Origin of the sequence: Microbacterium sp. NPDC089695, from assembly GCF_044749085.1 — a bacterium.
GTDB lineage: Bacteria > Actinomycetota > Actinomycetes > Actinomycetales > Microbacteriaceae > Microbacterium.
Genome location: NZ_JBIVHG010000001.1, coordinates 1,467,099 through 1,492,390 on the forward strand (window position 1 = coordinate 1,467,099; position 25,292 = coordinate 1,492,390).

A 25,292-nucleotide genomic window follows, 5' to 3' on the forward strand; every position below is an offset into this window, starting at 1 on the left:
GCTGAGGGGGTTGGCGATGGAGGATGTCCCGTACGGGCGGATCCTGCGCGAGGGATGGGTGATCATCGTCGTGCTCGCAGTGCTCGGGGCGGGTCTGGGGTGGCTCGTGACCAAGCTGCTGCCCGAGACCTATGCGTCGACGTCGACCCTGCTGTTGAGCGTCGATTCCACCGAGGCCTCGCTGTTCGAGCGCAATCAGTTCAGCCTCGCCCGCATCAAGTCGTACCCGCCGCTCGTCGACAGCCCCGAGGTCATCGACGCGGTGCGCGACGACCTCGGTCTCGATGAGGACGAGTACTCCGACCGCGACCTGCGCCGCATGCTGTCGGCCGAGAACACCGCCGACACCGTGCTGCTCGTCGTGCGCGCCGACGCCCCGACCGCGACTCTCGCGACCGACGTCGCGAACTCCGCGGCGACGCATCTGTCCGAGCTCATCGGCGAGACCGAGAACAGCGAGGGCGACTCGCGGTACACCGTGGCCCTCGACCAGGTGCTGCCGGCCGTCGCGCCGCTCGCCCCGATCTCGCCGCAGGTGACGGCCATCACGGGTCTCGGCGGTATCGCCGGCCTGGCCATCGGCGCGATCGTCGCGGTCTACCGGACCACGACCAATCGTCGTCTGCGCACGATCTCCGACGTGCGCCGCGCGTCGGGGCTCCCGGTGATCGGCCAGATCCCGAGGCGCAGTCGCTTCCAGCCGGATTCGGACGCTCCGGTCATGGCGTACGAAGAGGCGGCGGGCAACCTCGTGGCGCTCGCCGGCGGATCGATGCGCACGCACGTGATCGTCCCCGCGTCCGACGGGTCGATCGACGACGATGCGGTCTCCGTCATGCTCGAGGCTCAGCGTCTCATCGGAGCGACCGCGTGCGTGATCGACACCCGCGAGGCGCACGTCACCGGTCAGGGGAACAGCCTGAACGAGGTGCTCGACGGCGGGTCCATCACCGACGCCGACGACGAGCAGGCGGTGTTCGTCGCCGACGAGCCGATCGCCTCCGAGACACTCGTGACCGAGCTCCCCGACATCGTCACCGCGATGCACGAGGAGTTCGACGTCGTCGTGGTGATCTGCGAGCCGGGCGCGTCGGCCCTTGTCGAGCAGCTCGTGCGACCAGGGGCCGGCGTGATCGTGAACGTGCGGCACAACGCCACCTCGGCATCCGACCTGGTCGCCGTCACCACGCGTCTCCGCGTCATGGGCATCCGGCCCGTCGGGGTCGTGATGGTGCACACGGGGTCGAAGGCGCTCGGCTCCATCGCGGAGTCTTGGCGGGTCTCCGACCGCGATCCGATCACCGCGGGCGTCGGAGGCTCGCATGCACGACCCGACTGAGCTCGAACGGCAGCCGCGTCAGCAGTCCGCGCACCGCCCCAGCCAGGCGAGGATGACCGCGGTCGGCGGCCTCTACGTCCTCGTCATCGTCAGTGTGATCCCCTGGCGCAGCGCCACGATCTACAGCGGTGGGGTGGATGCCGTCGTGATCGCGAAGGCGATGATCGCCGTGATCGCGCTCGTGGCGACCGTGATGCTCGCGGCGCGCACGCGCGAACGCGTGTCGATCGGCGTGGCGCCCGCCGGCGTCATCGCCGTCACCCTTCTGGTCAGCGTGCTCGGCGCCGCACTCGCCGGCAACGAGTCCGCCACGATCGTGCTGGTGGGTCGCATGTTCGTGGTGATGGCGACCCTCCTCGTCCTGCTCACGACAGTGCCCTGGGTCACGAGCATCGCGTGTCTGCTCGCCGCGATGGCGGCGGTCGCGGTCGTCGCAGCGGTCACCGGACTGCCGAGCTTCGCGGCGAGCGGGCGGCTGGGCGGCGGCATCCCGGAGATCCATCCCAACGAGCTCGCCGGTCTCGTCGCGGCGCCTCTGGTGGGACTGGTCGTCCTGATGCTCCGCAGCGGCGTGCGGCTCTGGCGGCTCGGTGCGGCGGCGGGGCTTCTGGGCATCGCGGTGCTGAGCGGATCGCGCACCGGACTGCTGGCCATCGTGGTCGGCGTCGTGGTCGCGGTTCTCGTCAACGGCATCCGCGACCGCAGCGTCCTCTACCTCCTCCTCGGCGCCCTGCCGCTCACGTACGCGATCGCCTCGTTCACCGACGTGCTCGGCTCGCTGGCGACCAGGGCGGGCTCGAACGACACATCGACCGCGCTGGATTCGCGCTTCGACGTCTGGCGGGTGGTGTTCGGCTGGGACTGGGGGGAGTGGCGCAAATGGATCGGCATCGGACTCTCGGCGAAGAAGATCCCCGTCGACATCAAGTGGCGCGACGAGCAGGTGCTCGACAGCAGCTGGGCGTCGCTGCTCGCGCAGACGGGTCTGATCGGCACCGCGCTGATCGCGGCGCTGATCGTGTGGTGCGTCGCGAGCGCCCTCATCTCGTCGCGCCGGCGCTGGCTGATCGCACCACTGCTCTCGCTCGTGCTGCTGCGCTCTGCGACGGAGAGCGGCCTGGTCGACAGTGCCACCGCGTTCATCCTGTTCTTCGTCGTCGCGACCGTGCTCACCCATCGATCGAGACACGCGGACGATCCGAAGGGGCCGCGATTTGACGACCTCGATCGGGCCGACGGCGATTGATCGGCCGGCCGAGGGCTGACCTAGAATGACGGGTGTCCGCGTCGATCATGCGACGCGATGGTGTGCCGAGGAGGGGACCACTGATGACTGAGCCGGTCGAAGAGCCGCAGCGGCGGCCGGGATGGCGCGTCTGGGCCATCGCGGGCGCGATCGTCGTCCTCCTGGTGGGCGGGATCGTCTGGGGGGTCCTCGCGAACAGCGGTTCGGATCAGGATCCGGGCGCAGGATCCGGCACCCCCGGGGCGTCTCCGACGCCTCAGCCGACCGAGTTCGAGACGCCGACGCCCGGGGCCACCGACGGCGCCGACAAGCCGGTCGACGCCGACGAGGTCGCGATCGATGAGCCGGCTCCCGTCGTCGACGGAGTCGTGGCCGAGGTCACGGCGCTCGAGGAGACCACCGCCGGCAACGACATCCCCGGGGAGCCCAGCGGGCCCGCGATCCGCGTGACCGTGCGTCTCACGAACGGCTCGGACGAACCGATCGACACCGCCGGTGCGAACACCACTCTGACGTACGGCGGCGACGACCGTCTTCCCGCGGCGGGCGTCGCTGCGGAGGATGCCACGATGTGGCCCGCGACGATCCCCGCCGGCGGCCATGCCGACGCCGTTTTCGTGTTCGCGGTTCCCTCTTCTCCTGCGGGGGACATCCGTGTTATCGTCGACGTGTTGGCGACTGCGCCAAACGTGGTCTTCGTGGGTCCTCGGCCGTAGGTCGAGGTGAAGGCGACGATCAACTGGGGAGTTACCGTTCGGTGCCGACGTAGGGGTTGAGCACGAACGTCCATCATCTGGGGAGATGAACGATGGGCAATACTGCAATGTCTTGGGGACGCCGCAGCCGGGGAGCATTCATCGCGATCGCGATGACCCTCGCCGTGGCATTCGGCTCGCTGGTGGCCATGGCGCCCGCGCAGGCAGACGTGAGTCCGCCCGAGGGTGAGCCGACCACCGTGACGGCCGATTCGCTGCCGACGGTCCAGATCAACGGCATCGTGTGGGACCAGGCCGTCGTCGGCAACGTGGTCTACGCGGCCGGAAAGTTCACCAGTGCGCGGCCCGCCGGCGCCGCCGCGGGCACGAACGAGACGCCGCGGTCGAACCTGCTCGCCTACGACATCCGTACGGGCGTGCTCATCACGTCGTTCGCACCGACCATCAACGGCCAGGTGCGTCAGGTCGAGGCCTCGCCCGACGGCTCCCGCCTCTACATCGTCGGCGACTTCACGACGGTCAACGGCACCACCCGCAACCGCGTCGCCGCTTTCGATCTCCCCGGTGGCACCCTCTCGACCTTCAACCCGAACTCCAACGGCGTGACGTCCGGCGTCGCCGCGACGAACGACACCGTCTATCTGACCGGCACGTTCGGCCGCATCTCCGGCAACGACCGCGCGGGCGCCGCCGCCTTCACCCGCAACGGCACGATCCTGCCGTGGGCCCCTGTGCTAGAGGGCCGCCAGGGACGCGTCGTCACGGTCTCCCCCGATGGCTCGCGCGTCGTCCTCGGCGGCAACTTCCAGACGCTCAACGGCAGCTCGAACCCGGGCTACGGGCTCGCGATGGTGTCGGCATCCGACGCATCCCTGCTGCCGTTCTCCGCGAACAACGTGATCCGCAACGCGGGCCTCGACGCGGCGATCCTCTCGCTCAAGTCCGACGGCGACGACATCTACGGCACGGGTTACGTGTTCGGCAACGGCGGAAACCTCGAGGGCTCGTTCCGGGCCTCGTGGTCGACCGGCAACCTCGTGTGGGTCAACGACTGCCACGGCGACCAGTACGACGTCCAGCCGATGGGCGACACGGTCTACGCGGCCGGCCACTCCCACTACTGCGGCAGCCTCGAGGGCGGCTTCCCGCAGAGCGACCCGTGGAGCTTCTACCGCGGCCTCGCCGTGTCGAAGGACGTCGCGCGCACGACGCCGTACGGCCTGAACCTCGGCTACTACGACTTCGGCGGCAACCCCGCTCCCAAGGTGCTGCACTGGTTCCCGAGCTTCAACGCCGGCAATGTCAGCGGCGCCTCGCAGGGTCCGTGGTCGGTCTCGTCGAACAGCGAGTACCTCGTCTACGGCGGCGAGTTCACGCGCGTCAACAACACCGGTCAGCAGGGCCTCGCGCGCTTCGCCGTGAAGGAGAAGTCGACGAACGCGCAGGGGCCGCTTCTGTGGAACACGGCGTGGCCCGCCACGGCTCTCGCCCTCACCGGCGGCTCCGTACGCGTGAGCTGGCCGCTCAACTACGACCGTGACAGCGAGTTCCTCAAGTACGAGGTGCTGCGCGACAACGTGGTCGTGAAGACCTTCGAGAACGTGCGGTCGAAGTCGGCCGACTGGGGCCTGCCGCCCATGGCGTACGTCGACACGACCGTCGTCAACGGCACGAGCTACACGTACCGGATCCGCGCGACCGACAACGAGGGTCACTCGATCCTCGGCGGGACCGCGACCGTCACGGCCTCCGGCTCGGCGGCCCCGAGCGCGTACCGCACCGCGGTGCTCGGTGACGCGCCACTGAACTACTGGCCCCTCGACGACTCGTCGGCCACTCTCTCGTACGACTGGGCCGGTGCCTCCGACCTCGCCGTGCGCAGCGGCGTGACCCGTGAGACCTCCGGCGCCATGCTGTCGGACTCGCGTCCGGCATCGAGCTTCAACGGCTCCGGCGACGGCTTCGCCTCGACGACCTCCGCGATCGCCGGTCCGAACAGCTTCGGCATCGAGGCATGGTTCAAGACGACCACGACGAGCGGCGGCAAGATCGTCGGCTTCGGAAACAGCTCCACGGGAACGTCCTCGAGCTACGACCGACACGTCTACATGCAGCCGAGCGGGCAGATCACCTTCGGCGTCTACCCGAACACCGAGGCGACGATCACCTCGTCCAACACGTTCAACGACGGTGAATGGCACTACGTGTCGGCCGGTCTGAGCGATGCTGGCATGGTGCTGTACATCGACGGCGTCCGGGTCGCGCAGCGCACCGACGTCACCTCGGCGCAGGCGTACAACGGCTACTGGCGCATCGGCGGCGACAGCCCCTGGTCGGGCGCCGCGTTCTTCAACGGTCAGATCGACGACGTCGCCATCTACGGCGCCCCGCTGACCCGCGAGCAGACCGCCGCCCACTACACGGCCTCCGGTCGCACGCTCGAGGGATCGACCGCGCCGAGCGACGCCTACGGCGCAGCCGTGTACTCGCTCGATCCCGCGCTCTATTGGCGCCTCGGAGAGTCGACCGGCACGACGGCCGCAGACGCCTCGGGCTACAACCAGAAGGGCACGTACTTCGGAGCGATCAGCAAGGGGACGGGTGGCGCGCTCAACGGCGTCTCCAACACCGCTGCCACCTTCGAAGGCGGTCAGGTCATCAGCCAGAACTCGTTCACGAACCCGCGTTCGTACTCGCTCGAGGCGTGGTTCAAGACGAACACCACGTCCGGCGGAAAGATCATCGGCTTCGGCAACAGCTCGAACGGCAACTCCTCGGGCTATGACCGGCACGTCTACATGACGCCGGACGGCAAGCTCATCTACGGAGTATGGGTCGGCTTCGCCGACACTCTGCAGACCTCCGCGTCGTACAACGACAACCAGTGGCACCACGTCGTCGCGACGCAGGGTGCGACGGGCATGCGTCTATACGTCGACGGGGTCGAGCAGGGCGCCAACGGCCAGACCAACGCGCAGGACTACACCGGGTATTGGCACGTGGGCGGCGACGTCACGTGGGGCCCCGGCGACTGGGAGTTCGACGGAGCGATCGACGAGGTGGCCGTCTACCTCGCGCCCCTCACCGCGACATCGGTCTCGCAGCACTACGCGCTCGGTTCCACCGGCGCACCGGCGAACATCCCGCCGACGGCGAGCTTCACGACCGCGATGACCAAGCTCGGTCTCGCCGTCGACGCCGGCGCGTCGTCCGACTCCGACGGCACGATCGCCGGGTACAGCTGGAACTGGGGCGACGGCACGGCCGACGGCTCGGGAGCCACGGCCACCCACACGTACGCGACGGCCGGCAGCTACACCGTGACGCTGACCGTGACGGACGACAAGGGTGCGACGACCACCGAGACCAAGATCGTCGAGGCGGTCGCCAACCAGGCTCCCGTATCGTCGTTCACCTCGGCCATCGCCGATCTGAAGGTCGACGTCGACGCCAGCGCGTCGAACGACACCGACGGCACCATCGCCGGATACTCCTGGAACTGGGGCGACGGCACGGCGGCGGGCACGGGCAGGACGGCGACCCACACCTACGCCGCGGGCGGCTCGTACACGATCACCCTCACCGTGACCGACGACGAGGGGCTCTCCTCGCAGACCACCGCCTCGGTCACGGCGACAGCTCCCGTCGGAGCGGTCACCTACGCATCCGACTCGTTCAACCGCACGGTGGCGAGCGGACTCGGCACGGCGGATTCGGGCGGAGCGTGGACCCTGTCGAACACGGCGTCGAACTACCTCGTGAGCGGGGCGTACGCCGGATTCCAGCAGACGGCCGGCGCTCAGCGATACGCCTACCTGACCGGGGTGTCGGCGACCGACACGGCCGTCGACGTCGATGTGGCGCTGCCGCAGCTGCCCAACGGCGGAAGCGCGTACTACACGATGTCGGCTCGTCGAGTGGGCACCGAGGACTACAAGTCCCGGATCATCGTCGCGGCGAACGGCAGCGTCACGTTGCAGCTGCAGCGCACCACGACGGTCCTCACCAACGTCCCCACGGGGCTGACGGTGAGCGCGGGTGAGGCTCTCCACGTGCGGACCGAGGCGACGGGCACCTCGCCGACGACCATCCGCGCCAAGGTCTGGAAGGTGGGGACGACCGAGCCGACCGCCTGGACGTCCACGACCACCGATTCGACGGCCGGCCTGCAGTCCGCAGGACACGTCGGGCTCGGCGTGTACCTCGGCGGATCCGTCTCGAACGTTCCGTTCCAGACGCGGTTCGACAACTTCTGGGCAGGTTCGACCACCGGCGGTCCCACGCCTCCGGCGAACCAGGCTCCGACCGCCGCATTCACGACCGCGGTGAACGGACTCTCCGTCACGGCCAACGGCTCGACCTCGGCCGACGCCGACGGCACCATCGCCTCCTACGCATGGGAGTTCGGCGACGGCGGATCCGCGACCGGAGCCACCCCCGCCGCGCACACATACGCAGCAGCCGGCACGTACCAGGTGAAGCTGACGGTGACCGACGACAAGGGCGCAACCGGAACCCTGACGAAGGCGGTCACAGTGACCGCCGCGCCGGGCAACCAGAGCCCCGTGGCGGCCTTCACGGCCACTCCGACCGACCTGACGGTCGCCGTCGACGCCTCGGCATCGGCGGATCCCGACGGCACGATCGCGTCGTACGCGTGGAACTTCGGCGACGGCTCGAACGGCACGGGGGCGACCGCCTCGCACCCCTACGCCGCAGCGGGCACGTACACCGTGACGCTGACGGTCACCGACAACGGCGGCGCCACCGGCACCCTGACCAAGTCGGTCACGGTGGTGGCGCCGGCGGGGGCGGCATTCGCCTCCGACGACTTCGGTCGGGTGAACGGCACCCTCGGGACGGCTCAGGTCGGCGGGACGTGGACGCAGACGAACGGCGCGGCGAACGTGTCGATCGACAACGGCACGGCCAAGTTCACGACGCAGGCCGCCGGCCAGACCCGCACGGCCACGCTGAACGCGGCGACCTCGACGAGCACGGACCTGACCTTCACGGTCTCGGCACCGGCTCTGCCTGCCGGAGCTCGCGTGTACGTCGCGGCACTGGCTCGCGTCGTCGGGTCGGACGACTACCGTGCGCGCTGGCTGATCGGAGCCGACGGCTCGGTGACCGCCCAGATCGCGCGTGGAGGCACCGCGCTCGTGTCGCAGAACATGACCGGGTTCACCTTCGCGGCCGGCACCGTGTACAACGTCCGGGTGCAGGCATTCGGCACGGGCACGACCACGCTGCGGAGTAAGATCTGGGCAGCCGGAACGACCGAGCCCACCGCATGGCAGCTCACGACCACGGACTCGACCGCTGCGCTGCAGACGGCGGGCCACATCGGGATCTCCACCTACGCGGGCTCCGGATTCACCAGCGTTCCGTACACGCTGACCTTCGACGACTTCCGAGCACGAGGAGTGACCCCCTGAGTTTCTCAGAATCGTACCGGAGCCTCGCGGCCGCCCAGAAGGGGCGTGCACGCGGGGCCCCGGCGTACTCGGTGTTCATCAACCGTCCGGTCGGGCGAGTCATCGCGGCCGGTGCTCACACCGCGGGTCTGACTCCGAATCAGGTGTCGCTGATCAGCGCCGCGTTCACCTTCACAGCGATCGTGCTGCTGGCCACCGTGTCTCCGTCGATCGTGCTCGGCATCGTCGTCTGGCTCCTTCTAGCGATCGGCTACGCCTGGGACAGCGCCGACGGTCAGGTCGCACGCCTTCGCGGAGGCGGATCCCTCGCGGGGGAGTGGCTCGATCACGTCCTCGATTCCACGAAGCTGGTGGCGCTGCCGATCGCGGTGGCCATCGGGGCCTACCGCTTCTTCCCGCTCCCGTCCGAGCTCTGGTTGCTCGTGCCGCTCGGGTTCGCCGTGATCTCGACCGTCACCTTCTTCGGGATGATCCTCAACGATCTGCTGCGCGGCAAGCGCGGCGTCCCGCAGGCGGCGGAGTCGGGCGGGTTCTCGGTCATGCGTTCGCTTCTCGGACTCCCGACGGACTACGGAGTCCTGTGCTTCGCTTTCGTGCTCTGGGGATGGGCGCCGGGATTCATGGTGGTGTACAGCCTCCTCGCGCTCGCGGCGCTGCTCTACCTCGGCGCTGCTCTCGCCGTCTGGTTCAGAAAGATGTCGGCTCTCGGCTGAGGCCGGAGCCCGGACGCGGAGGGCGGTTACCGGATTGTTATCAGGAGATCCACAGGCACCGTCCACGAGTTTCACGATAAGTTCTAGGATCATCCGCCACCGACGTCGGATATCACCGGAGCCAACCCGAATCGGCACCGGTGAGAAGCACATCGGAGAGATCCTTGTCATGCATCTACGTACCCTCCCTCTTGTCGTTGCACTATTCGCTCTGATCGCCCCCCTCGCCCTGCCCGCCTCCGCGACGGCCGAGAACGCCCCGGATGCCGTCCTCGTCCAGGACTCCATGGACCGCACGGTCACGGCCGGACTCGGCACGTCGGCCACCGGCACCACGTACGACGCGTCGCCGCTCGCGTCGGTGTCCGTGTCGGCCGGCGTGGCACGACTCACCGCGAGCAGGCCGGGGGCCTCGGTCACCGCCCGACCGGTGGGCGTGGCCGTCGCAGACTCCACGCAGTCGACGACGTTCACCCTCCCGCAACTCCCGAAGTCGGGCTCAGGCGTCTACGTCAGCCTGCAATCGCGTCTGACCGACACCGGCTTCTACCAGGTGCAGGTGCGCGTCGATCCGAAGGGGGTCGTCCTTCTCGAGACGCTGCGCGTGAACGACGGCGTTCAGACGTCCCTCGGTCACACGTGGGTGCCCGACCTCCGCGTCCGCGCGGGAGTGCCGTTCGTCCTCGAGACACGCGTCGCCGGCACGGATGCCGTCGCCATCGATGCGCGAGTCACCAAGGTCGGGGCCACCCCGACGGGATGGAAGCTCAGCGTCACTGACCGTTCGGCGAAGCGTCTCGCCGATGCCGGGCGCTCCGGTGTGCGACTCTACCTCTCGCGGAGCACACCCGCCCTGGCGGTGCTGGCCGACGACCTGCGGATCACGACTCCGGACGGCGAGCCGACGGCACCCGGTGAGGATCCGACCACGCCGACGGAGCCGACCGCGCCGACGGAGCCGACCACGCCGACCACGCCGACGGAGCCGACCACGCCGACGGAGCCGACCACGCCGACCACGCCGACCACTCCGACGACGCCGGATTCAGGTGCCGCCCCCGTCTGGAACGTCGCCGGCGCCCGCACGGACGCCGGATCGGCGCTGGTCGGTACGACGCGATATCCCGTCCCCGCCGGCGCCGTGTTCGTCAGCGCGACGGGTGCCTCGAACGGCACCGGCGCGGCCGAGTCGCCGTTCTCCTCCGTGCAGACGGCTGTCAACCGCGCAGGGTCTGGTGCGACGCTCGTGCTGCGCGGCGGTACCTACCACGAGTCCGTGGTGATCCCGGCCGGCAAGAAGATCACCATCCAGTCGTATCCCGGGGAAGCGGTCTGGTTCGACGGCTCCACGGCGATGAACAGCTGGCAGGCCTCCGGCGGACGCTGGTACGCGGCCGGATGGACTCAGGATTTCGATTCCACGCCGTCGTTCACGAGAGGTGAGGCCGACGGCACGGCTGCCGGATGGCGCTGGCTCAACGCCGCGCACCCGATGGCGGCGCACCCGGAGCAGGTGTGGATCGACGGTGTCGCGCAGGTCGAGGTCGGATCGCTCGCCGCTCTCAAGGCGGGCACCTTCTTCACGGATGTCGCGAACGACCGGCTGTACCTCGGATCCGACCCGGCCGGCCACGCCGTTCGCGCATCGACCCTGCCGAAGGCGCTGTCGCTCAGGGGTGAGGGGGCGGTGGTGCGCGGAGTCGGGATCCGCGGATACGCCACGTCGGTCTGGCTGATGGGCGCCGTCACCGTCGAAGCCGCCGACGCCACGCTCGAGAACGTCGTCATCTATGACAACGCGTCGACGGGCCTCTTCGTGGGTGCCTCGAACGCGACGATCCGTGATGTCACACTCGCCCGCAACGGACTCATGGGTCTCGGCGCGAACTACGCCGACGCGTTGCTGATCGACGATCTCCTGTCGGTCGAGAACAACGCGGAGCACTTCAACACCTCTCCGGTGTCAGGTGGCGTGAAGATCGCGAAGTCGCGCGGGGTCACCATCACGGGGTCCGCGCTGCTGCGCAACGACGGCCCCGGTGTCTGGCTCGACCAGTCCGTGTACGACGTGAACATCAGCGGATCGGACATGGTCGAGAACCGTGGAGCGGGCGCGTTCCTCGAGCTCTCGCAGAAGATCGACTTCGTCAACAACCTCGTGCTGCGCAACGTCGGCAACGGTGTGAAGATCAACAACACCGGCGGCGTGAACCTCTGGAACAACACGATCATCGGCGGCGATCGCGCGGTGAACATCGTGCAGGACAGCCGCAGTTCGACCGACCGGTCGGTGCCGGGGCACAACGCTCGTCGGCCGTTCCCCGACTCGACCATGCCGTGGCTGATCAAGGACATCTCGGTCAGCAACAACGTGATCGGCAGCAGCAGCGGGAACTGCACGCTCTGCGTGGAGGACTACACCCACCGGTACACGCCGGCGCAGCTCAACATTCGGTCGAACGCCAATGTGATCCAGCGCGACAGCGCCACGGCACCGACCTGGTTCGTGATCTGGTCACGGGGGACGGCGAGCGTCAATCCCTACGTGTTCTCGACCTGGAGTGCCTATCGGTCGACCACCGGGGAGGATGCCCTCTCCACGGCGATCGAAGGACGACCGGCGACCGACGCCAACGGGCGACTGCTTCCGGGTGTGACTGCCACCGCGCTGCCGCTTCCGGCCGCGGTGCGGGCCATCCTCGGTTCGATCACGCCGACGATCGGTGCACGCTTCCCCTGAGTCGAGCGCCGTCGTCGACGACCCTTCCTGCCGCGCGGTCACTGCGCGGGTCCTGCCCAGAGGTCGTCGTACGTGTAGACCACCGGGACGGCGGTCGCGCTCGCGGACAGGTAGCTGTTGACCCCGACGTAGCCGGGGGCCTGCAGCGAGGCCGTGGCGTCGGTCGTCGACAGCGACCAGGCCGTCGGCTCCGCGGTCGCGGTGCGCCAGACCTTCGCCTTCAAGGTCGTCGGGTTGGTGCCCGTCACCTGGAACCGGACGCTGAGCGAGTCGGCGGTCGTGACGGACAGGCCCGGCACGGTGGTCGACGACAGCACCGTCTCCACGCCGCCGACCGTCTTGGTCAGCCAGATCGCGACGGCGCCGTTGGAGGCGACACGGATCTTCGCCCGATAGTCGTTGTTGCTGTCGAGCTGACGACCGATGGCGGAGAAGTAGTATCCGCCACCCGTCGACGGCTGGTTGAAGGCGACCGTGAACCGCTCCTCGGTGTTCGTCGACGGCGTCGAACCCGCGAGGACCGCGGTGTAGTTGTTGCCGGCCGAGAGCGTCACTGTGCCGCCGGTGCCGTTGACGCCGAACTTGCTCAGCGCGGTCGCGCTGCTCGGGAACATCGTCCACGCGCCGCCGTTCGTGGCCGCGCCCCAGCCGTTCGTGCCCGTTCGGGTGAAGGTGTCCTGGGCCCAGACCTGAGGAGCGGTCACGACGACCGACGCCGTCGCCGTGGCGGTCGCGCCACGATCGTCGGTCACCGTCAGCGTGACGGTGTACGAACCCGCGCTCGCGTACGCGTGCGTCGCCGTCGCGCCCGTGCCGTCGGCGCTGCCGTCGCCCCAGTTCCAGGAGTACGACGCGATGGTGCCGTCGGCGTCGCCGGACCCCGATCCGCTCACCGAGGCCGTGAGGTCGGTCACGGATGTCGTGATCGCCGCAGTGGGCGCCGCATTGCGTGCGACGGTCACATCGCGGGTGGTGGTGGCGGTGCCGCCACGATTGTCGGTGACCGTCAGGCGCACCGTGTACGTGCCCGGTGCCGCGTAGGTGTGCGAGGCGGTGGCTCCGGTGCCGGTGGATCCGTCGCCGTAGGCCCACGCGTACGACGAGATGGTGCCGTCCGGATCCGTCGAGCCCGACCCGTCGACCTCGACCTTCAGCAGGTCGGTCGTACTCGTGAACGCCGCCGTCGGGTCCTGGTTCGGAGCGAGCGACGTCGTCACCGTGCGGGTCTTGGTCGCCGTCGCCCCGCTGTCGTCGGTCACGGTCAGCGTCACGGTGAACGTCCCCGCGGAGGCGTAGGTGTGCGACGTCGTCGCACCCGTCGCCGTGGCTCCATCGCCGAAGTCCCATGCGTACGCGGCGATCGACCCGTCCGGGTCCGCAGATCCGGAACCGTCGAACGCCACATCGAGATGAGTCGCGGTCGCGGAGATCGCGGCCGTCGGGGCCTGGTTCGGGGCGACCGTCACGGAGCGCGTCAGGGTGTTGACGAGCGACGTGCTGTCGGTCACCGTCAGCGTGACCGTGTAGGTGCCGCCGGAGGCGTACGTGTGGTTCGCGGTCGCGCCAGTGGCCGATGCGCCGTCGCCGAAGCTCCACGCGTAGGTGAGGGCGTCGCCGTCGGCATCCGTCGACCCGCTCGCGTCGACCGCGAGACGGAGCTTGTCCGCCGTCGAGGTGAAGGCGGCGACCGGCGCGCGGCCGGGCAGCGTGCGTCCGCTCGCGGTGTAGTGCTCGCGGATGCGGCTCTCGGAGAGCGCGGTCGGGTACACGGCGACCTCGTCGAGCGTGCCCGCGATGTAGTTGCTCGCCGTGCTGCCCCAGGTGCGGTCTCCGCCGATGCGCCAGTATCCGCGGTAGTTCTCCGCATTGGGCATCGAGTTGCTGCCGACTAGCTGGGTGTCGACCCACAGCTTCATTCCCGAGGCGCCCTGCGTCGCGACGACGTGGTGCCACTTGCCGTCGTTGTAGGCGGCCGAGCTCACGAGCGTCGTCTGCGGCTGACCGCTGCCGAAGGTGAGCTTGCCATCGCTCTGCATGATCACGTGCCGGTCGTACGACGAGCTCAGGCCGCTGGTGGTGTTGCCGAAACCGATCAGCGTTCCACCCTTGTTGGTCGTGGTCTTGATCCAGGCCTCCGCGGTGTACGACGTCGGTGCGGTCCACGGCTCCTGCGCGACCACGAGTGCGTTCGTGCCGTTGAAGGTCGTCGCGGTGCCCGTGCCGATGGCCGCGGCCTGCCCGCGCGTGACCGTGCCCGACTGGTTGCCGGTCGTGCCACCCGCAGCGGAGTCCGCAATGGTTCCCGCCGCCGTCTCGTTGAGACGCCAGAACAGGTCGGGCTTGTCTGTCGACACGGCGGCGCCGTACGTGTCGGTCGGTGCCGCGGTCCACGCCGCCGAGCGCCCGCTCGCGAGGTAGTGCGTCTGGATGTCGGCCTGCGACAGCGCAGTGGGGTAGACGGCCACGTCGTCGATCGTCCCGGCGAGACCGGCGTTGGTCGGCTTGTTCGCGAACCCGTTCGTCTGATCGGCGCCGATGCGCCAGTAGCCGTCGTAGCTCTTGGGCGAAGTGCGCGCCTGGTCGCGATCGACGCGCTTGCCGTCGACGAACAGCTGCATGCCGGAGCCGTCGACCGTGCCCACGAGGTGGTGCCAGCTGCCGTCGTTCACGCTCGACCTGCTGAGGATCGTGCGGTAGGAGCCGTCGTTGATCGCGAAGTTCACGCGGCCGGAGTTGTCGAGGTACAGCACGCGGTCGGTGCCGCCCGAGGTCGACGTACCGGTCGAGGCGTCGCCGAAGCCCACGATGCGGCCGCCCTTGGTGTTGGTGGTCTTGACCCAGGCCTCGACCGTGACCGCCGCGTCGGATGCGCCGACATCCTGCGTCGTCATCTTCGGGGAGCTTCCGCCCGCCGAGGTGATCGCACCCGTCGAGTCGTTGAGGAGGGCGCCGCTCGCGCCGAGCGTGAGGCCGGAAGCCGTGCCGGGCGCGTCGCCGATGTCGTCGGACAGGCGCGTGCCGGTCGTCTCATCGAGACGCCAGTAGTGGCTCGCGCCGCTCGCCCGCACGGCCGCGCGGTAGGCGGTGGTCGGCGCGCTCGACACGGTCACGTAGGGCGACCACGCGCTCCACTGGACGTTGCCGTCGGCATCCTTCGCCCGCACCTGGTAGCGCACCTGCGCTCCCGGCGTCTGCCCGCTGTCGGTGATGCTCAGGCTCGGGAGGTTCCAGAACCGTCCGTCCGTGCGCGTGAAGGTCGCGATCTTCACGGAGGGACTGCGGAACACGTCGTAGGTGATGGTCGCGTTGTCGCGATCCCAGACGCTGCTGAAGGGGACGCGCACCACGCCGGCCTCGTTCGAGTACGGTGCGGGAGTGAGCCCCGCGTTGTAGATCGGTCCGACGGCGTGCGGCGAGACGCTGGTCTTGCCGAAGCGCACCAGTCCCTGCTGCGCGACGTTGTTCACCTTGGGGAACTCGCCGCCCAGGACGACGTAGTTCGCGTTGCCTGTGACCGACCAGGCGGCCTGGCGCGCGCTCGTGTACGTGCCGAACTCGAGGTCGGGGTACCAGTTGAGCTGCTGCGTGTACGGCAGGCCCGTGAAGTCCCAGCCGTAGGCGTCCTTCTTGGTGATTACCCCCGAAGGGGTCGTGCTCTCGGCCGTCGCCTTCATCCAGCGGGAGCGCGGGTTCGTGTCGCCGAACGCCCCCACGACGCTGCAGTCGTGCTTGTGCGACACCGAGTAGAGCACGCCGTTCTGCGGGAAGCTCGCGTACGTGTCGCCGAGGCAGTCGTTCACCCAGTTGATCGCTCCCGTGTACGGGTCGGCCGCGAAGGTGCCCTCGAAGGACGCGCCGGCGCCGAAGGCGTAGCCCGTGCCGTACACCTGCGTGCCATCCGTGGAGAGGCTCGACACGGCGCCGTTGAGACCGGCGGTACGGATGCGGTCGGTCGCCGCCCAGGGCATCGCGGTTCCCGTCGCGGCGTCGATCGAGGCCATGCCGTACGCGGCCGCGCCGTTGAGGGTGGTGAACGAGCCACCGATGATGATGCGTGAGGAGTCAGGGCTCGTGAGCATGTCCCAGACGAAGCCGTCTCCCGCCGCGGACGGCGCCCACGGCGTGATGGTGCCGGTCGTGGTGTTCCAGGCGGCGAGCTCGCTGCGCGCCTGGCCGCCGCTCGAGCGGAAGTTGCCGCCGATGTAGACGTTGTCGCCTGCGAAGGCGAAGCCGCGCACCTGGCCGTCGGCGCGCGGCGCCCAGCTCAGCATGGCACCGGTCGCGACGTCGAAGGAGGCCACGTGCGCGCGGGCCTGCCCGTCGACGGAGGTGAAGTCGCCGCCGAAGTAGACGGTCTTGCCGTCGGGGGTCACGCGCACCACGAGGCCCTGCGCGTCGAAGGAGTGGCTGAAGTTCGACACCGGGTTCCCGGTCGTGATGTCGAAGGCGAACACGTTGTTCGCGTCGATCTCGCCGGGGCCGCCGACTGCGACCCCCGGCGGACGCGCCTTCGTGAAGCTGCCGGTGACGTAGACGGTGTTGCCGGCGACGGCCTGGCTCCAGACCACGCCGTTGATCTGCCATGTGGGCAGCACATCGGCAGTGACGGTGTCGGGTTGTCCCGGGGTCTCCGCGTGCGCCGACTCCGCGGGCAGAGCGATCATCGCGAGCGTCGCGAGCGCGGTCGCCGCCGTGGCGAGCATGGCGACCAGACGGCGGAGGCGGGTGCCTCCACGAGCAGTGCGGTTCATGGAGGTTCCCCGAGGTGAGAAGCGGTCGGATCGTGCGAGGTTGAAGGAGTTCGCGGTGGACATGTCAGTCGAGCCCTCCGCGGAAGACGGCGGACGAATGGTCGCCGTCGAAGTCGACGACGAGTGCGACGTCGTCGCGGGCATCGCTCGGGAGCGCGAACGCGTAGGAGGCGGTGGCGCTCTTGCCGGCAGCGAGGACACCGGCGAAGTCGACGGCCTCCGCTTCGGCGGCGTACACCCGCACGGCGGCGGTTCCGCTCGCGTCGAGGAGCGTGAGCACCGAGGTGCCCAGGTCGATCTTCGCGGTCGAGCCGTTCGTGATCGTGATCGTGAGGCGCGCGTACTCGCGGTCGGGGAAGCTGCCCGGACCCTGCGCGGTCTCCTTGGCGAACGACACGTCGTCGATGCGGACCGTCACGCCGTCGTCGTAGGTGACGGGCGCGCCGGTGTCGGCGGGCTCCGCCGAGATGGTCGGCGCGGTCGTATGCCCGGCCCGCTCGATCTTGGCGACGGGCTGATCGGCGGTGTCAGAGCCGGGATCGGTCGATGCATCGCCTCCCGTCGTCGCTCGAGGCGCTGGCGATGACGTCGTCGTCTGCTCAGCGCCCTTCGACGCCTCAGCGTCGGCGCTGCACGCGACGAGACCGACGCAGAGCGCCAATGCCGCGACGGACATGAATGCACGCGCAATCACCATGATTGTCGACTCCCCAGATTCCCCAATCAGGGTTGCCGACGAAGGCTCGTCTGTGACGAGTCAGTCGGCCGGCGTCATCCCCAAATGACGCTTTCCCCAGTGAGCGTGATCGTATCATGTCCGCCGAATGGGGGACAAGACTTTCTGAGACGAATATTCCGCGGGATGTCCCGCAGAGCCGGAGAGGTGTCAGCGGCTGATCGCCGCGAGGATCCCCTCGGCGTAGCGCGCGGCGGAGAAGGCGTCGGCCACGCGGTCGGCATCCGTGGTGGCGCGTGCGGCGAAGGTCGGCCAGTCGTCCAGCGTCGCGGCGATCGCCTGTGCGAGCGCCGCGGGATCGCCCGGGGTGACGAGCGTCGCGCTCTCGGATGCCCCCGCGGCTTCGGGGAGGCCGCCGACGCGACTCACGACAGCCGGGCGAGCCGCGAGCGCCGCCTCGACGGCGGTATTGCCGAACGTCTCGTCGACGAGCGAGGTGATGAGGGCGATGTCCGTTCGTGCGAGGTCGTCCCACACCGAGCTCTTGAACCCGTGGAACGTCACCCGGTCGCTCAGACCGCTGTCCGCCACCTGCGCGTGCAGATCGTCGAGGTAGGCCTCGTTGCCCGGGAACACGGCCCCCACGATGTCGAGCCGCAGGTCCCTACCGTCACGCACGAGAGCGTCGAGCGCCTGCACCGCGACATGCACGCCCTTGCGGTGAGACAGGCGCCCCACGTACACCAGACGCCCCGGCGATCCGAGCGGGACCCGTGGTGGTGTGACCTCGGCGGGCCCCCGAACGGTGTTGTGCACGACCACCGTCTTGCGCGGCGTCGACGGTGCCGCGTTCGCGAGCACGGTGCGGGTGAACGCACTGTTGGCGATCACCCGATGGCTGAACAACAGAGGGAGGTACAGGGCGCGTCTGACGAGTCCGGCGACGGAGCCCTCTCCTTCGTGCACATGGCACACGGTGTAGCGCCGACTCCACCGACTCAGCACGAGCCAGAGCGGGGGAGTGATCGTGTTCACGATCACCGCGCCCGGGTCGACCCGCCGGATCAGGCGGAGCCCCGGGCCGATCGCTCGCACCGCGGTGGTCACGAGACTCACGAGTCCGCGGGGGTTCAGCAGCCCCTTGCGCACGATCGGCGTCGCGCACGGGACGACCTCGGCGCCGGCCTCCCGGAGGAGGGGCACGAGAGGCCCGTCGGCCGGCACGGTCACGACGACGCGTCGGCCTGCGTCGACGAGCGCCCGCGCGGTCTCGAGCACCATCCGGTCCGAACCGTAGAGATCGGCCCCGGGGTTCGCGATCAGGACGACGTTCGGATCACCCGTGACCATGTCAGCGCTGCGGCCAGAACTCGTCCACCAGGCCCACCGTCGACGCGATGTTCGCTCGACTGGACGCACCGAACACGATGGATTCCAGGTTCGGCAGACCGCACACCCACTCGATCGCCTCGCGCGGCGGGATCGCCCCGCTCGCGAACACCGACATCGCCACGGCCCGGAACGGACGCTTCTCCATCGCCTCGCGGTAGCCGTCGACACCGCCCGACATGCGGAAGCCGAGCTTGTTGATGTTCGAGCAGACGATGGGGTTCTCCACCCCGGCCCGGTCGAGGTCGTCGAGCAGACGGGGGAGATTCATGGTGATGAAGCCGGGTTCGGCGTTGTAGCGCTTGCGTACGTGATCCGCGAAGATGCGGAACGCATCCGTGAATCCGAGGCCCGAGAGCAGGTCGACCACGACGTTCTGCAGCCAGATCACCGGGGTGTCGAGACCGTCGAACATCTTCATCTCGGCGTCGATCAGCAGGGTCGTGACCCCTTCGATGTCCTTGCGGGCGAGGGAGGAGGTGCCGCGCGCGATGCTGTCGAGCAGACCCTCTTCAGGCAGGAATTTGCGGATCGCGCCGAGGAAGCCGTCTTCCGTGACCGCGTTCGCATACTTGTGCGCGTACGGCATGCACGGGAAGAAGGTCATCTCGGGGTAGCGGTCGGGGTTCGCGCGCACACGGTCGGTGACCTCGGAGATGCGGTCGTGCGTCGTGCACATGAAGGTGTGCACGCCCTCATCGTACGCGGCGTCGAGCACGCCCATGATCGCGTCGGTGGTCTGGAAGCGCATCTGCTGCGCGCGGGCCTTCTCCTCCGACATGTGGTTCACGCCGAAGAACTGGTTGTCTCCGAAGAGCAGACGGTCCATGGTGCGGGTGGTCGTCGTCATGTCATTTCCCTCCACGCAGAGCGCTCAACGCCGCGGCGATGCGCCCCTTCGGTGCCGTCTGCACGGCGAAGTCGGATGCGGCGTCAGCCGTCAGGCGCGAGTCCTCGCGCAGGGCGTCCTCGCTGATCATCGAGATCACGCGGTCGGTGATCGCGGCGGAGGCGAAGTCGTTCGTGCCCGCGGATGCGCCCGCGATGACGCGCTGCACGAAGGAGTCGAGCTGGGCGCTGTACTCCTCACCTCGCAGGTAGAACCAGGGCGCCTCGGTGAGCTCGGTCGTGTAGCGGACGTTCCATCCGACCTGGTACCCCTCGGGGATCGTCGCGGTGTCGCGCAGGTAGACGTGGATCTCCTGACGGTCGGCGTAGATGCGCCCGTCGGTGCCCCAGAGGGTGATCTTGGTCGTCATCTTGCGCTGCGACTCGTCGGACCAGTTGGAGATGATCTGCGCGGTCCCCTGCGCGTAGTGCAGGGTGCTCGCCACCGCATCGTCGATCTGCGCGGAGAAGATGCTCGTGAGCTGGCTGCCGCTGACCGACTCGGGTGTGCCGAGGTACCAGGTGAGCAGGTTGAGCGGATGCGCGGCGTAGTCGTAGAGGCATCCGCCGCCGGTCGCGCGCTCGCTGCGCCAGGTGCGGCCGGCGGGCTTCAGCACCACGGGCCCGTACGCCTCGGCGAGGGCCGTGTTGATCGTGCCGATCGCGCCTAGGTCGAGCAGGCGCTTCACCTCGAGGAACGCGCCGACGAAGCGGTTGTGGTAGCCGACCTGGGTGACCAGGCCCTTCTCGGCGGCGAGGGCGGTGAGCGTCTCGCTGTCGGCGGGGTCGATCACGAGCGGCTTCTCACAGAAGACGTGGATGCCGCGCTCGAGCGCGCTCCGGATCATCCCGGCGTGCAGGTGGGTCGGAGTGGCGATGATGATCGCCTGCGGGCGCGCCTCGTCCAGCATCCTGTCGAGGTCCTTGTAGGTGGTGACCCCGGTGTACTTGGCGAGGATGTCGAGGAGGTATCCGGTCGCGTCGCACACCCCCACCAGGTTCACATCGGGATGCGCCTTGATCATCGACAGGTGCGAGAGCCCCATCTTCCCGAGCCCGACCACTGCGACATCGATCATGCCTTCACCCCTGTCTCGTTCTGCTCATGTCCTCGCCGCGCGAGAGCGGTGCGCAGAGCCTGTTCGTACTCGGCGCCGATCTTGGCCCACGTGAACTCCGCGTGGAACCGCGCGCGGCTCGCGGCCCCCATCCGCCGCCTCCTGCTGTCGTCGGAGAGCACGTCGTCCAGCAGCCCGGCGAGATCGTCGGCTCCGGTGAAGTAGGCGTTGTCGGGTCCCGCGACCCAGGTGTTGTACGGGTTGTCGTGGGCGATGACGGCGTTGCCTGCGGCCATCGCCTCGACGAGAGACGGGTTCGTGCCGCCCACCGTGTGGCCGTGCAGGTACACGGCAGAGTGGAAGCGCAGTGCCTGGATGCGGTCGGGGTCGAAGATCGCTCCGGGGAAGACCACTTCGTCGGAGGCCGCGGCGCGCACCGCCACATGATACGGGTCGTCGTCCCCGTAGGGGCCGACGACGACGAGCGGCATGCCGCGCCTGGTCGAGGACCATGCCTGCACGATCTCCAGCACGGAGTTCTCGGGGATCGGCCGGCACACGATCATGGCGTATCGATCGGGCTCGAGCCCGAGCTCTTCGACGGGAGCGGTCGGAGCCTCGACCACCTCATGCGCACCGTAGGTGATGGTCTGCACGCGCCGACGACCGAAGTGCCGACGGAGGTAGGTGGCGATGACCGGGTGGTCGGCGATCAGCACGTCTCCTACCCATCCGGCGAGGCGCTCGTTCGCGAGCAGGATGCCCTGCTTGACGATGCCCCAGCGCTTGCGCGTCCACTCCATGCCGTCCATGTTGATCACGTTGGGGATGCCGCGCAGGCGCGGCACGACGTCGAAGACTCCGGTGTTGTAGCCGAACGTCAGCCACACGTCGCCGTCCTGGTGCTCGCGCATCGCGTGCCGCACGGTCGTGAGGTCGAACGCCGAGGTGCCCTTCCAGCCCTCCCGCGGCTCGTGGACGAGGACGCGCTGGAGCCCGTTCCATTCGTCGACGGTCGTGGGTCCCTCGCCGGGCAGCTGGCAGTAGACGATGACGTTCCAGCCCTGATCGCGCAGGTACAGACCGACGTTCTCGGCTGCGGTCTCGAACCCTCCGTAGGCGGCCGGGACACCGTGGGTGCCGAGAATCCGGACGGTTGATGGCACGTTGATTTTCCCCTCGATTCGGATGCTGTCGCACCCCTTGCACTGCGTCACGGCTCATCGACCCGCCTCCCCGGCGAGCTGAACCACAGTGTCCTGTGACTAGTATGCCCCGCTCGGCTGCACCATGACCTTGGCCGTGCGCCACATGATCTGGAGGTCGTTCATGACCGACCAGTTCTCCACGTAGCGGAGGTCGAGGCGGACGCTCTCGTCCCACGACAGATCGCTGCGACCCGACACCTGCCACAGTCCGGTGATGCCGGGCTTGATGTACAGGCGTCGGTACACGGTGCCGTCGTAGGCCGTGACCTCGCTGGGGAGCGGGGGGCGCGGTCCGACGACGCTCATGTCGCCGACGAGCACGTTCCAGAACTGCGGCAGCTCGTCGAGCGACAGCTTGCGCAGGATGCGGCCGACGCGCGTCACGCGGGGGTCGTCCTTCATCTTGAACAGGAGGCCTGCGCCCTCGTTCTGCGACTTGAGCGCGGCGAGCTGCTGCTCGGCATCCGTCTTCATCGAGCGGAACTTGACCATCTTGAACGTCCGGCCGTCCCGGCCGACGCGCTCCTGGAAGAAGAAGAGCGGGCCCGGGGAGTCCAGCTTCACAAAGAGAGCGAGCACAGGCGTGATGAGGGCGATCGGGATGAGCGCGACGGTGGCGACGGCGATGTCGAGCGCGCGCTTGAGGAGGTGGCGGCCTCCCTCGTACGAGGGGATCTGCACCTGGATGAGCGGCAGGCCCTCGACGGGGGCGAACGAGATGCGGGGGCCGGCGACGTCGGTCAGCCGGCTCGACAGCACGAGCTCGGCGGCAGTGCCTTCGAGCTGCCAGCTGAGCTGCTTCACGAAGTCGGGGTCGCCCTCGGGTCTGCTCGCGACGATGATCGTGTCGGCGCCGAGCTCCGCGGCGACCGTCGCGACCGAGTTGATGTTGCCCAGCACGGGGAAGCGTGCGCCGTCGACCTCGACGTCGCGGGCGTTGCCGTCGAGAAGGGTCGCGCCGACCAGCTGATAGCCCGAGCCGCCGATCGGGTGCAGGGTGCGAGCGACGTACTCCACGTCGTCGCGGTTGCCGACGACGAGCGTGCGCGCGACGAAGAGTCCGCGCGCACGCTGCGCCGCCAGCCAGTTCCGCCACACCCAGCGGGTGATGAGCAGAGTGAGACCACCGAGCGGCAGACACACGATCAGCACGAGCTGCATGGTCTGCCAGCCGAGTACGACAGCGAGCATGGCGATGATCCCGAACGCCAGCCCGGTGGCGTGCACGACACCCCGGTACTCGGTGGCGCTGGCGCGGAACAGCGCTGCATCACGTGTATGCAGGGCGCTGAGCATCAGATACCAGAGCGCAGCCAGCGGGATGCCGTTCCTCAGGGCCTCTTCCCCTGTGACACCGGTCATCAGCTGGATCGCTGCTGTGATCGCGACGGCGGACAGGATGACCCCAGCATCCGACACGCGCAGTCGCATCCGATAACGCCGCTCCCACTGGCGGCGTCGCTCCAACGTTGCGGACGCGCGCGGCGTGACCACCGTGCGCGTGACCGACTTGGTGGCTCGCGGGGCGGCGATCGGCGAGAAGACCGAACCCGTACGAGTGATGCTCAGAGCATCCTCGACGGAAGTCATGCCGAGGCCTCGTGAGCCGAGTGTGTACGCAGAAATCCCCAGTGCGTCATCTGTTTCCCCAGTGTTCCCCAGAAACCGGGAACCCCACGTCCCCGGAAACGCCTGCAACCCGACCCCTCGGGACCTGCCGAATCCGTGATCCCACATCACGGTCGCTCACACCGTCCCACACGGTGCGTACTTGCAGCAGGTACTGCAGACTTCGTTCACTCTAGCGGAACCGAACGTTCAACGGAAGATAATTCGGGCGTGTGGATGAACAGATCTCCCGGTATCTCGATACATCAGGAGGGGGCTGTCGGTATCGTGACCGCGTGAGCCCCTCCACGACGCCGCGCTTCCACCTCAGCCGGATGCGCCCGCGCGACCCTGCGCAGCCTCACCGTGCCGCCAGCTCGCTCGAGCTCTTCTTCGACCTGGTGTTCGTCGTGGCGGTGAGCATCGCCTCGTCCCAGCTGCACCACGCGCTCGCCCACGCGGAATTCGTGCACGGGGTCACCTCGTACGCGATGGTGTTCTTCGCGATCTGGTGGGCCCGGATGAACTTCACCTGGTTCGCGACCTCTTTCGACACCGACGACTGGCTGTACCGCGTCACGACGATCGTGCAGATGGGCGGAGTGCTGGTGCTCGCGGCGGGCATCCCCGCGGCGTTCGAGCACGGCGACTTCACGATCCCGGTCATCGGGTACATCGTGATGCGCGTCGCGATGATCGCGCAGTGGCTGCGCGCCTCACGCGGCGCGGGGGAGCTGCGCGCAGCCACGCGCCGATACGCGTTCGGCATCGCCGGCGTGCAGGTGCTGTGGGTGCTGTTCCTCCTGATTCCGGCGGGCCCGGCCCAGCTCGTGGCGTTCGTCGTCTTCGCACTGATCGAGGTCGTGATCCCGATCTTCGCCGAGTACCGTCGGCAGACGCCCTGGCATCCGCATCACATCACCGAGCGCTACGGCCTCTTCACCCTCATCGTCCTCGGCGAGAGCCTCCTCGCCTCCGCGAACGCGATCGTCGACGCGAGCCACGAGCTCGAATCGTTCGCCCCGCTCGTCTCGATCTCGATCCTCACGCTCGTGGTGACCGCATCCCTGTGGTGGATCTACTTCTGGCCGCCCCACCACCGGGCGATCACGACGTTCGCGCGGTCGTTGCGGTACGGGTACGCACACTTCGTCGTGTTCGCCGCGGCTGCGGCGTTCTCGTCCGGTGTGGAGGTCGAGCTCGATGTGCTCACCGAGCAGAGCGATCTGTCGAGCGTCGCCGCGTCGTTCACCGTGACGATCCCGATCGCGGTGTTCCTGCTCGGGGTCTGGTGGATCGCGATCCGCGAGTATGCGGACGCGGTGGTGAACACGGTCGTGCCGGTCGGTGCGGCGCTCGTACTGCTCGACCCGGTGCTGCCGATCCCGGTCGCGATCACGGCGCTGGTCATGGTCGTGATCGTCGTGGTGCTGGTCCTGCGCCCGCCGATCGACTCGTCGAGCGTAGAGCGTCCTTCATAGGTTTCGCATAGTCGAGGCATAGCCCGCTGATGGTCGGCTCT

At 68.6% G+C, this 25,292-nt stretch carries 14 protein-coding genes; 7 read left to right on the forward strand and 7 right to left on the reverse strand.

Features of this window, described 5'->3' with window-relative positions; all coding sequences use genetic code 11:
• Positions 1–16 precede the first annotated feature (16 nt).
• The 6 genes from ACIPYT_RS07155 to ACIPYT_RS07180 all read left to right on the forward strand — a co-directional run bounded on the left by ACIPYT_RS07155 (position 17) and on the right by ACIPYT_RS07180 (position 12,192).
• A complete protein-coding gene (locus ACIPYT_RS07155) occupies positions 17–1,339 on the forward strand; it encodes a hypothetical protein (protein WP_401072046.1) in 1,323 nt (440 codons plus the stop codon).
• Entirely contained in the window at positions 1,323–2,585 is a 1,263-nt protein-coding gene (locus ACIPYT_RS07160; RefSeq protein WP_401072048.1) for an O-antigen ligase family protein, read from the forward strand. Before ACIPYT_RS07155 ends, ACIPYT_RS07160 begins: the two co-directional genes overlap by 17 nt.
• Before the next feature lie 83 nt (positions 2,586–2,668).
• Entirely contained in the window at positions 2,669–3,301 is a 633-nt protein-coding gene (locus tag ACIPYT_RS07165) for a hypothetical protein (RefSeq protein WP_401072050.1), read from the forward strand.
• Between the two features lie 107 nt (positions 3,302–3,408).
• A complete protein-coding gene (locus ACIPYT_RS07170; protein WP_401072052.1) occupies positions 3,409–8,739 on the forward strand; it encodes a PKD domain-containing protein in 5,331 nt (1,776 codons plus the stop codon).
• 71 nt (positions 8,740–8,810) lie between these two features.
• Positions 8,811–9,452, forward strand: coding sequence for a CDP-alcohol phosphatidyltransferase family protein (locus tag ACIPYT_RS07175; RefSeq protein WP_401072054.1), 642 nt, complete (start codon positions 8,811–8,813; stop codon positions 9,450–9,452).
• Between the two features lie 169 nt (positions 9,453–9,621).
• Entirely contained in the window at positions 9,622–12,192 is a 2,571-nt protein-coding gene (locus tag ACIPYT_RS07180; protein ID WP_401072056.1) for a right-handed parallel beta-helix repeat-containing protein, read from the forward strand.
• 38 nt (positions 12,193–12,230) lie between these two features.
• Here ACIPYT_RS07180 and ACIPYT_RS07185 read toward each other — a convergent pair whose 3' ends face one another.
• The 7 genes from ACIPYT_RS07185 to ACIPYT_RS07215 all read right to left on the reverse strand — a co-directional run bounded on the left by ACIPYT_RS07185 (position 12,231) and on the right by ACIPYT_RS07215 (position 23,752).
• On the reverse strand, positions 12,231–16,943 hold the full coding sequence (locus tag ACIPYT_RS07185; protein WP_401072058.1) for a PKD domain-containing protein: 4,713 nt from the start codon (positions 16,941–16,943) through the stop codon (positions 12,231–12,233).
• 64 nt (positions 16,944–17,007) lie between these two features.
• Positions 17,008–17,619, reverse strand: coding sequence for a hypothetical protein (locus ACIPYT_RS07190; RefSeq protein WP_401072060.1), 612 nt, complete (start codon positions 17,617–17,619; stop codon positions 17,008–17,010).
• 210 nt (positions 17,620–17,829) lie between these two features.
• Positions 17,830–18,969 carry a glycosyltransferase family 4 protein gene (locus ACIPYT_RS07195; RefSeq protein WP_401072062.1) on the reverse strand — a complete coding sequence of 380 codons (1,140 nt, stop codon included), beginning with the start codon at positions 18,967–18,969 and terminating at the stop codon, positions 17,830–17,832.
• A gap of 1 nt (position 18,970) precedes the next feature.
• Positions 18,971–19,858: a hypothetical protein gene (locus ACIPYT_RS07200; RefSeq protein ID WP_401072064.1), complete on the reverse strand. Its 888-nt coding sequence runs from the start codon at positions 19,856–19,858 to the stop codon at positions 18,971–18,973.
• 1 nt (position 19,859) lies between these two features.
• Positions 19,860–20,975: a Gfo/Idh/MocA family protein gene (locus tag ACIPYT_RS07205; RefSeq protein ID WP_401072066.1), complete on the reverse strand. Its 1,116-nt coding sequence runs from the start codon at positions 20,973–20,975 to the stop codon at positions 19,860–19,862.
• A complete protein-coding gene (locus ACIPYT_RS07210; protein WP_401072068.1) occupies positions 20,972–22,120 on the reverse strand; it encodes a DUF1972 domain-containing protein in 1,149 nt (382 codons plus the stop codon). The genes ACIPYT_RS07205 and ACIPYT_RS07210 overlap by 4 nt, the downstream gene beginning before the upstream one ends.
• 99 nt (positions 22,121–22,219) lie before the next feature.
• Entirely contained in the window at positions 22,220–23,752 is a 1,533-nt protein-coding gene (locus ACIPYT_RS07215) for a sugar transferase (RefSeq protein ID WP_401072070.1), read from the reverse strand.
• Between the two features lie 353 nt (positions 23,753–24,105).
• Between ACIPYT_RS07215 and ACIPYT_RS07220 the strand changes: the two genes are divergently transcribed.
• A complete protein-coding gene (locus ACIPYT_RS07220; protein WP_401074763.1) occupies positions 24,106–25,251 on the forward strand; it encodes a low temperature requirement protein A in 1,146 nt (381 codons plus the stop codon).
• Positions 25,252–25,292 lie beyond the last annotated feature (41 nt).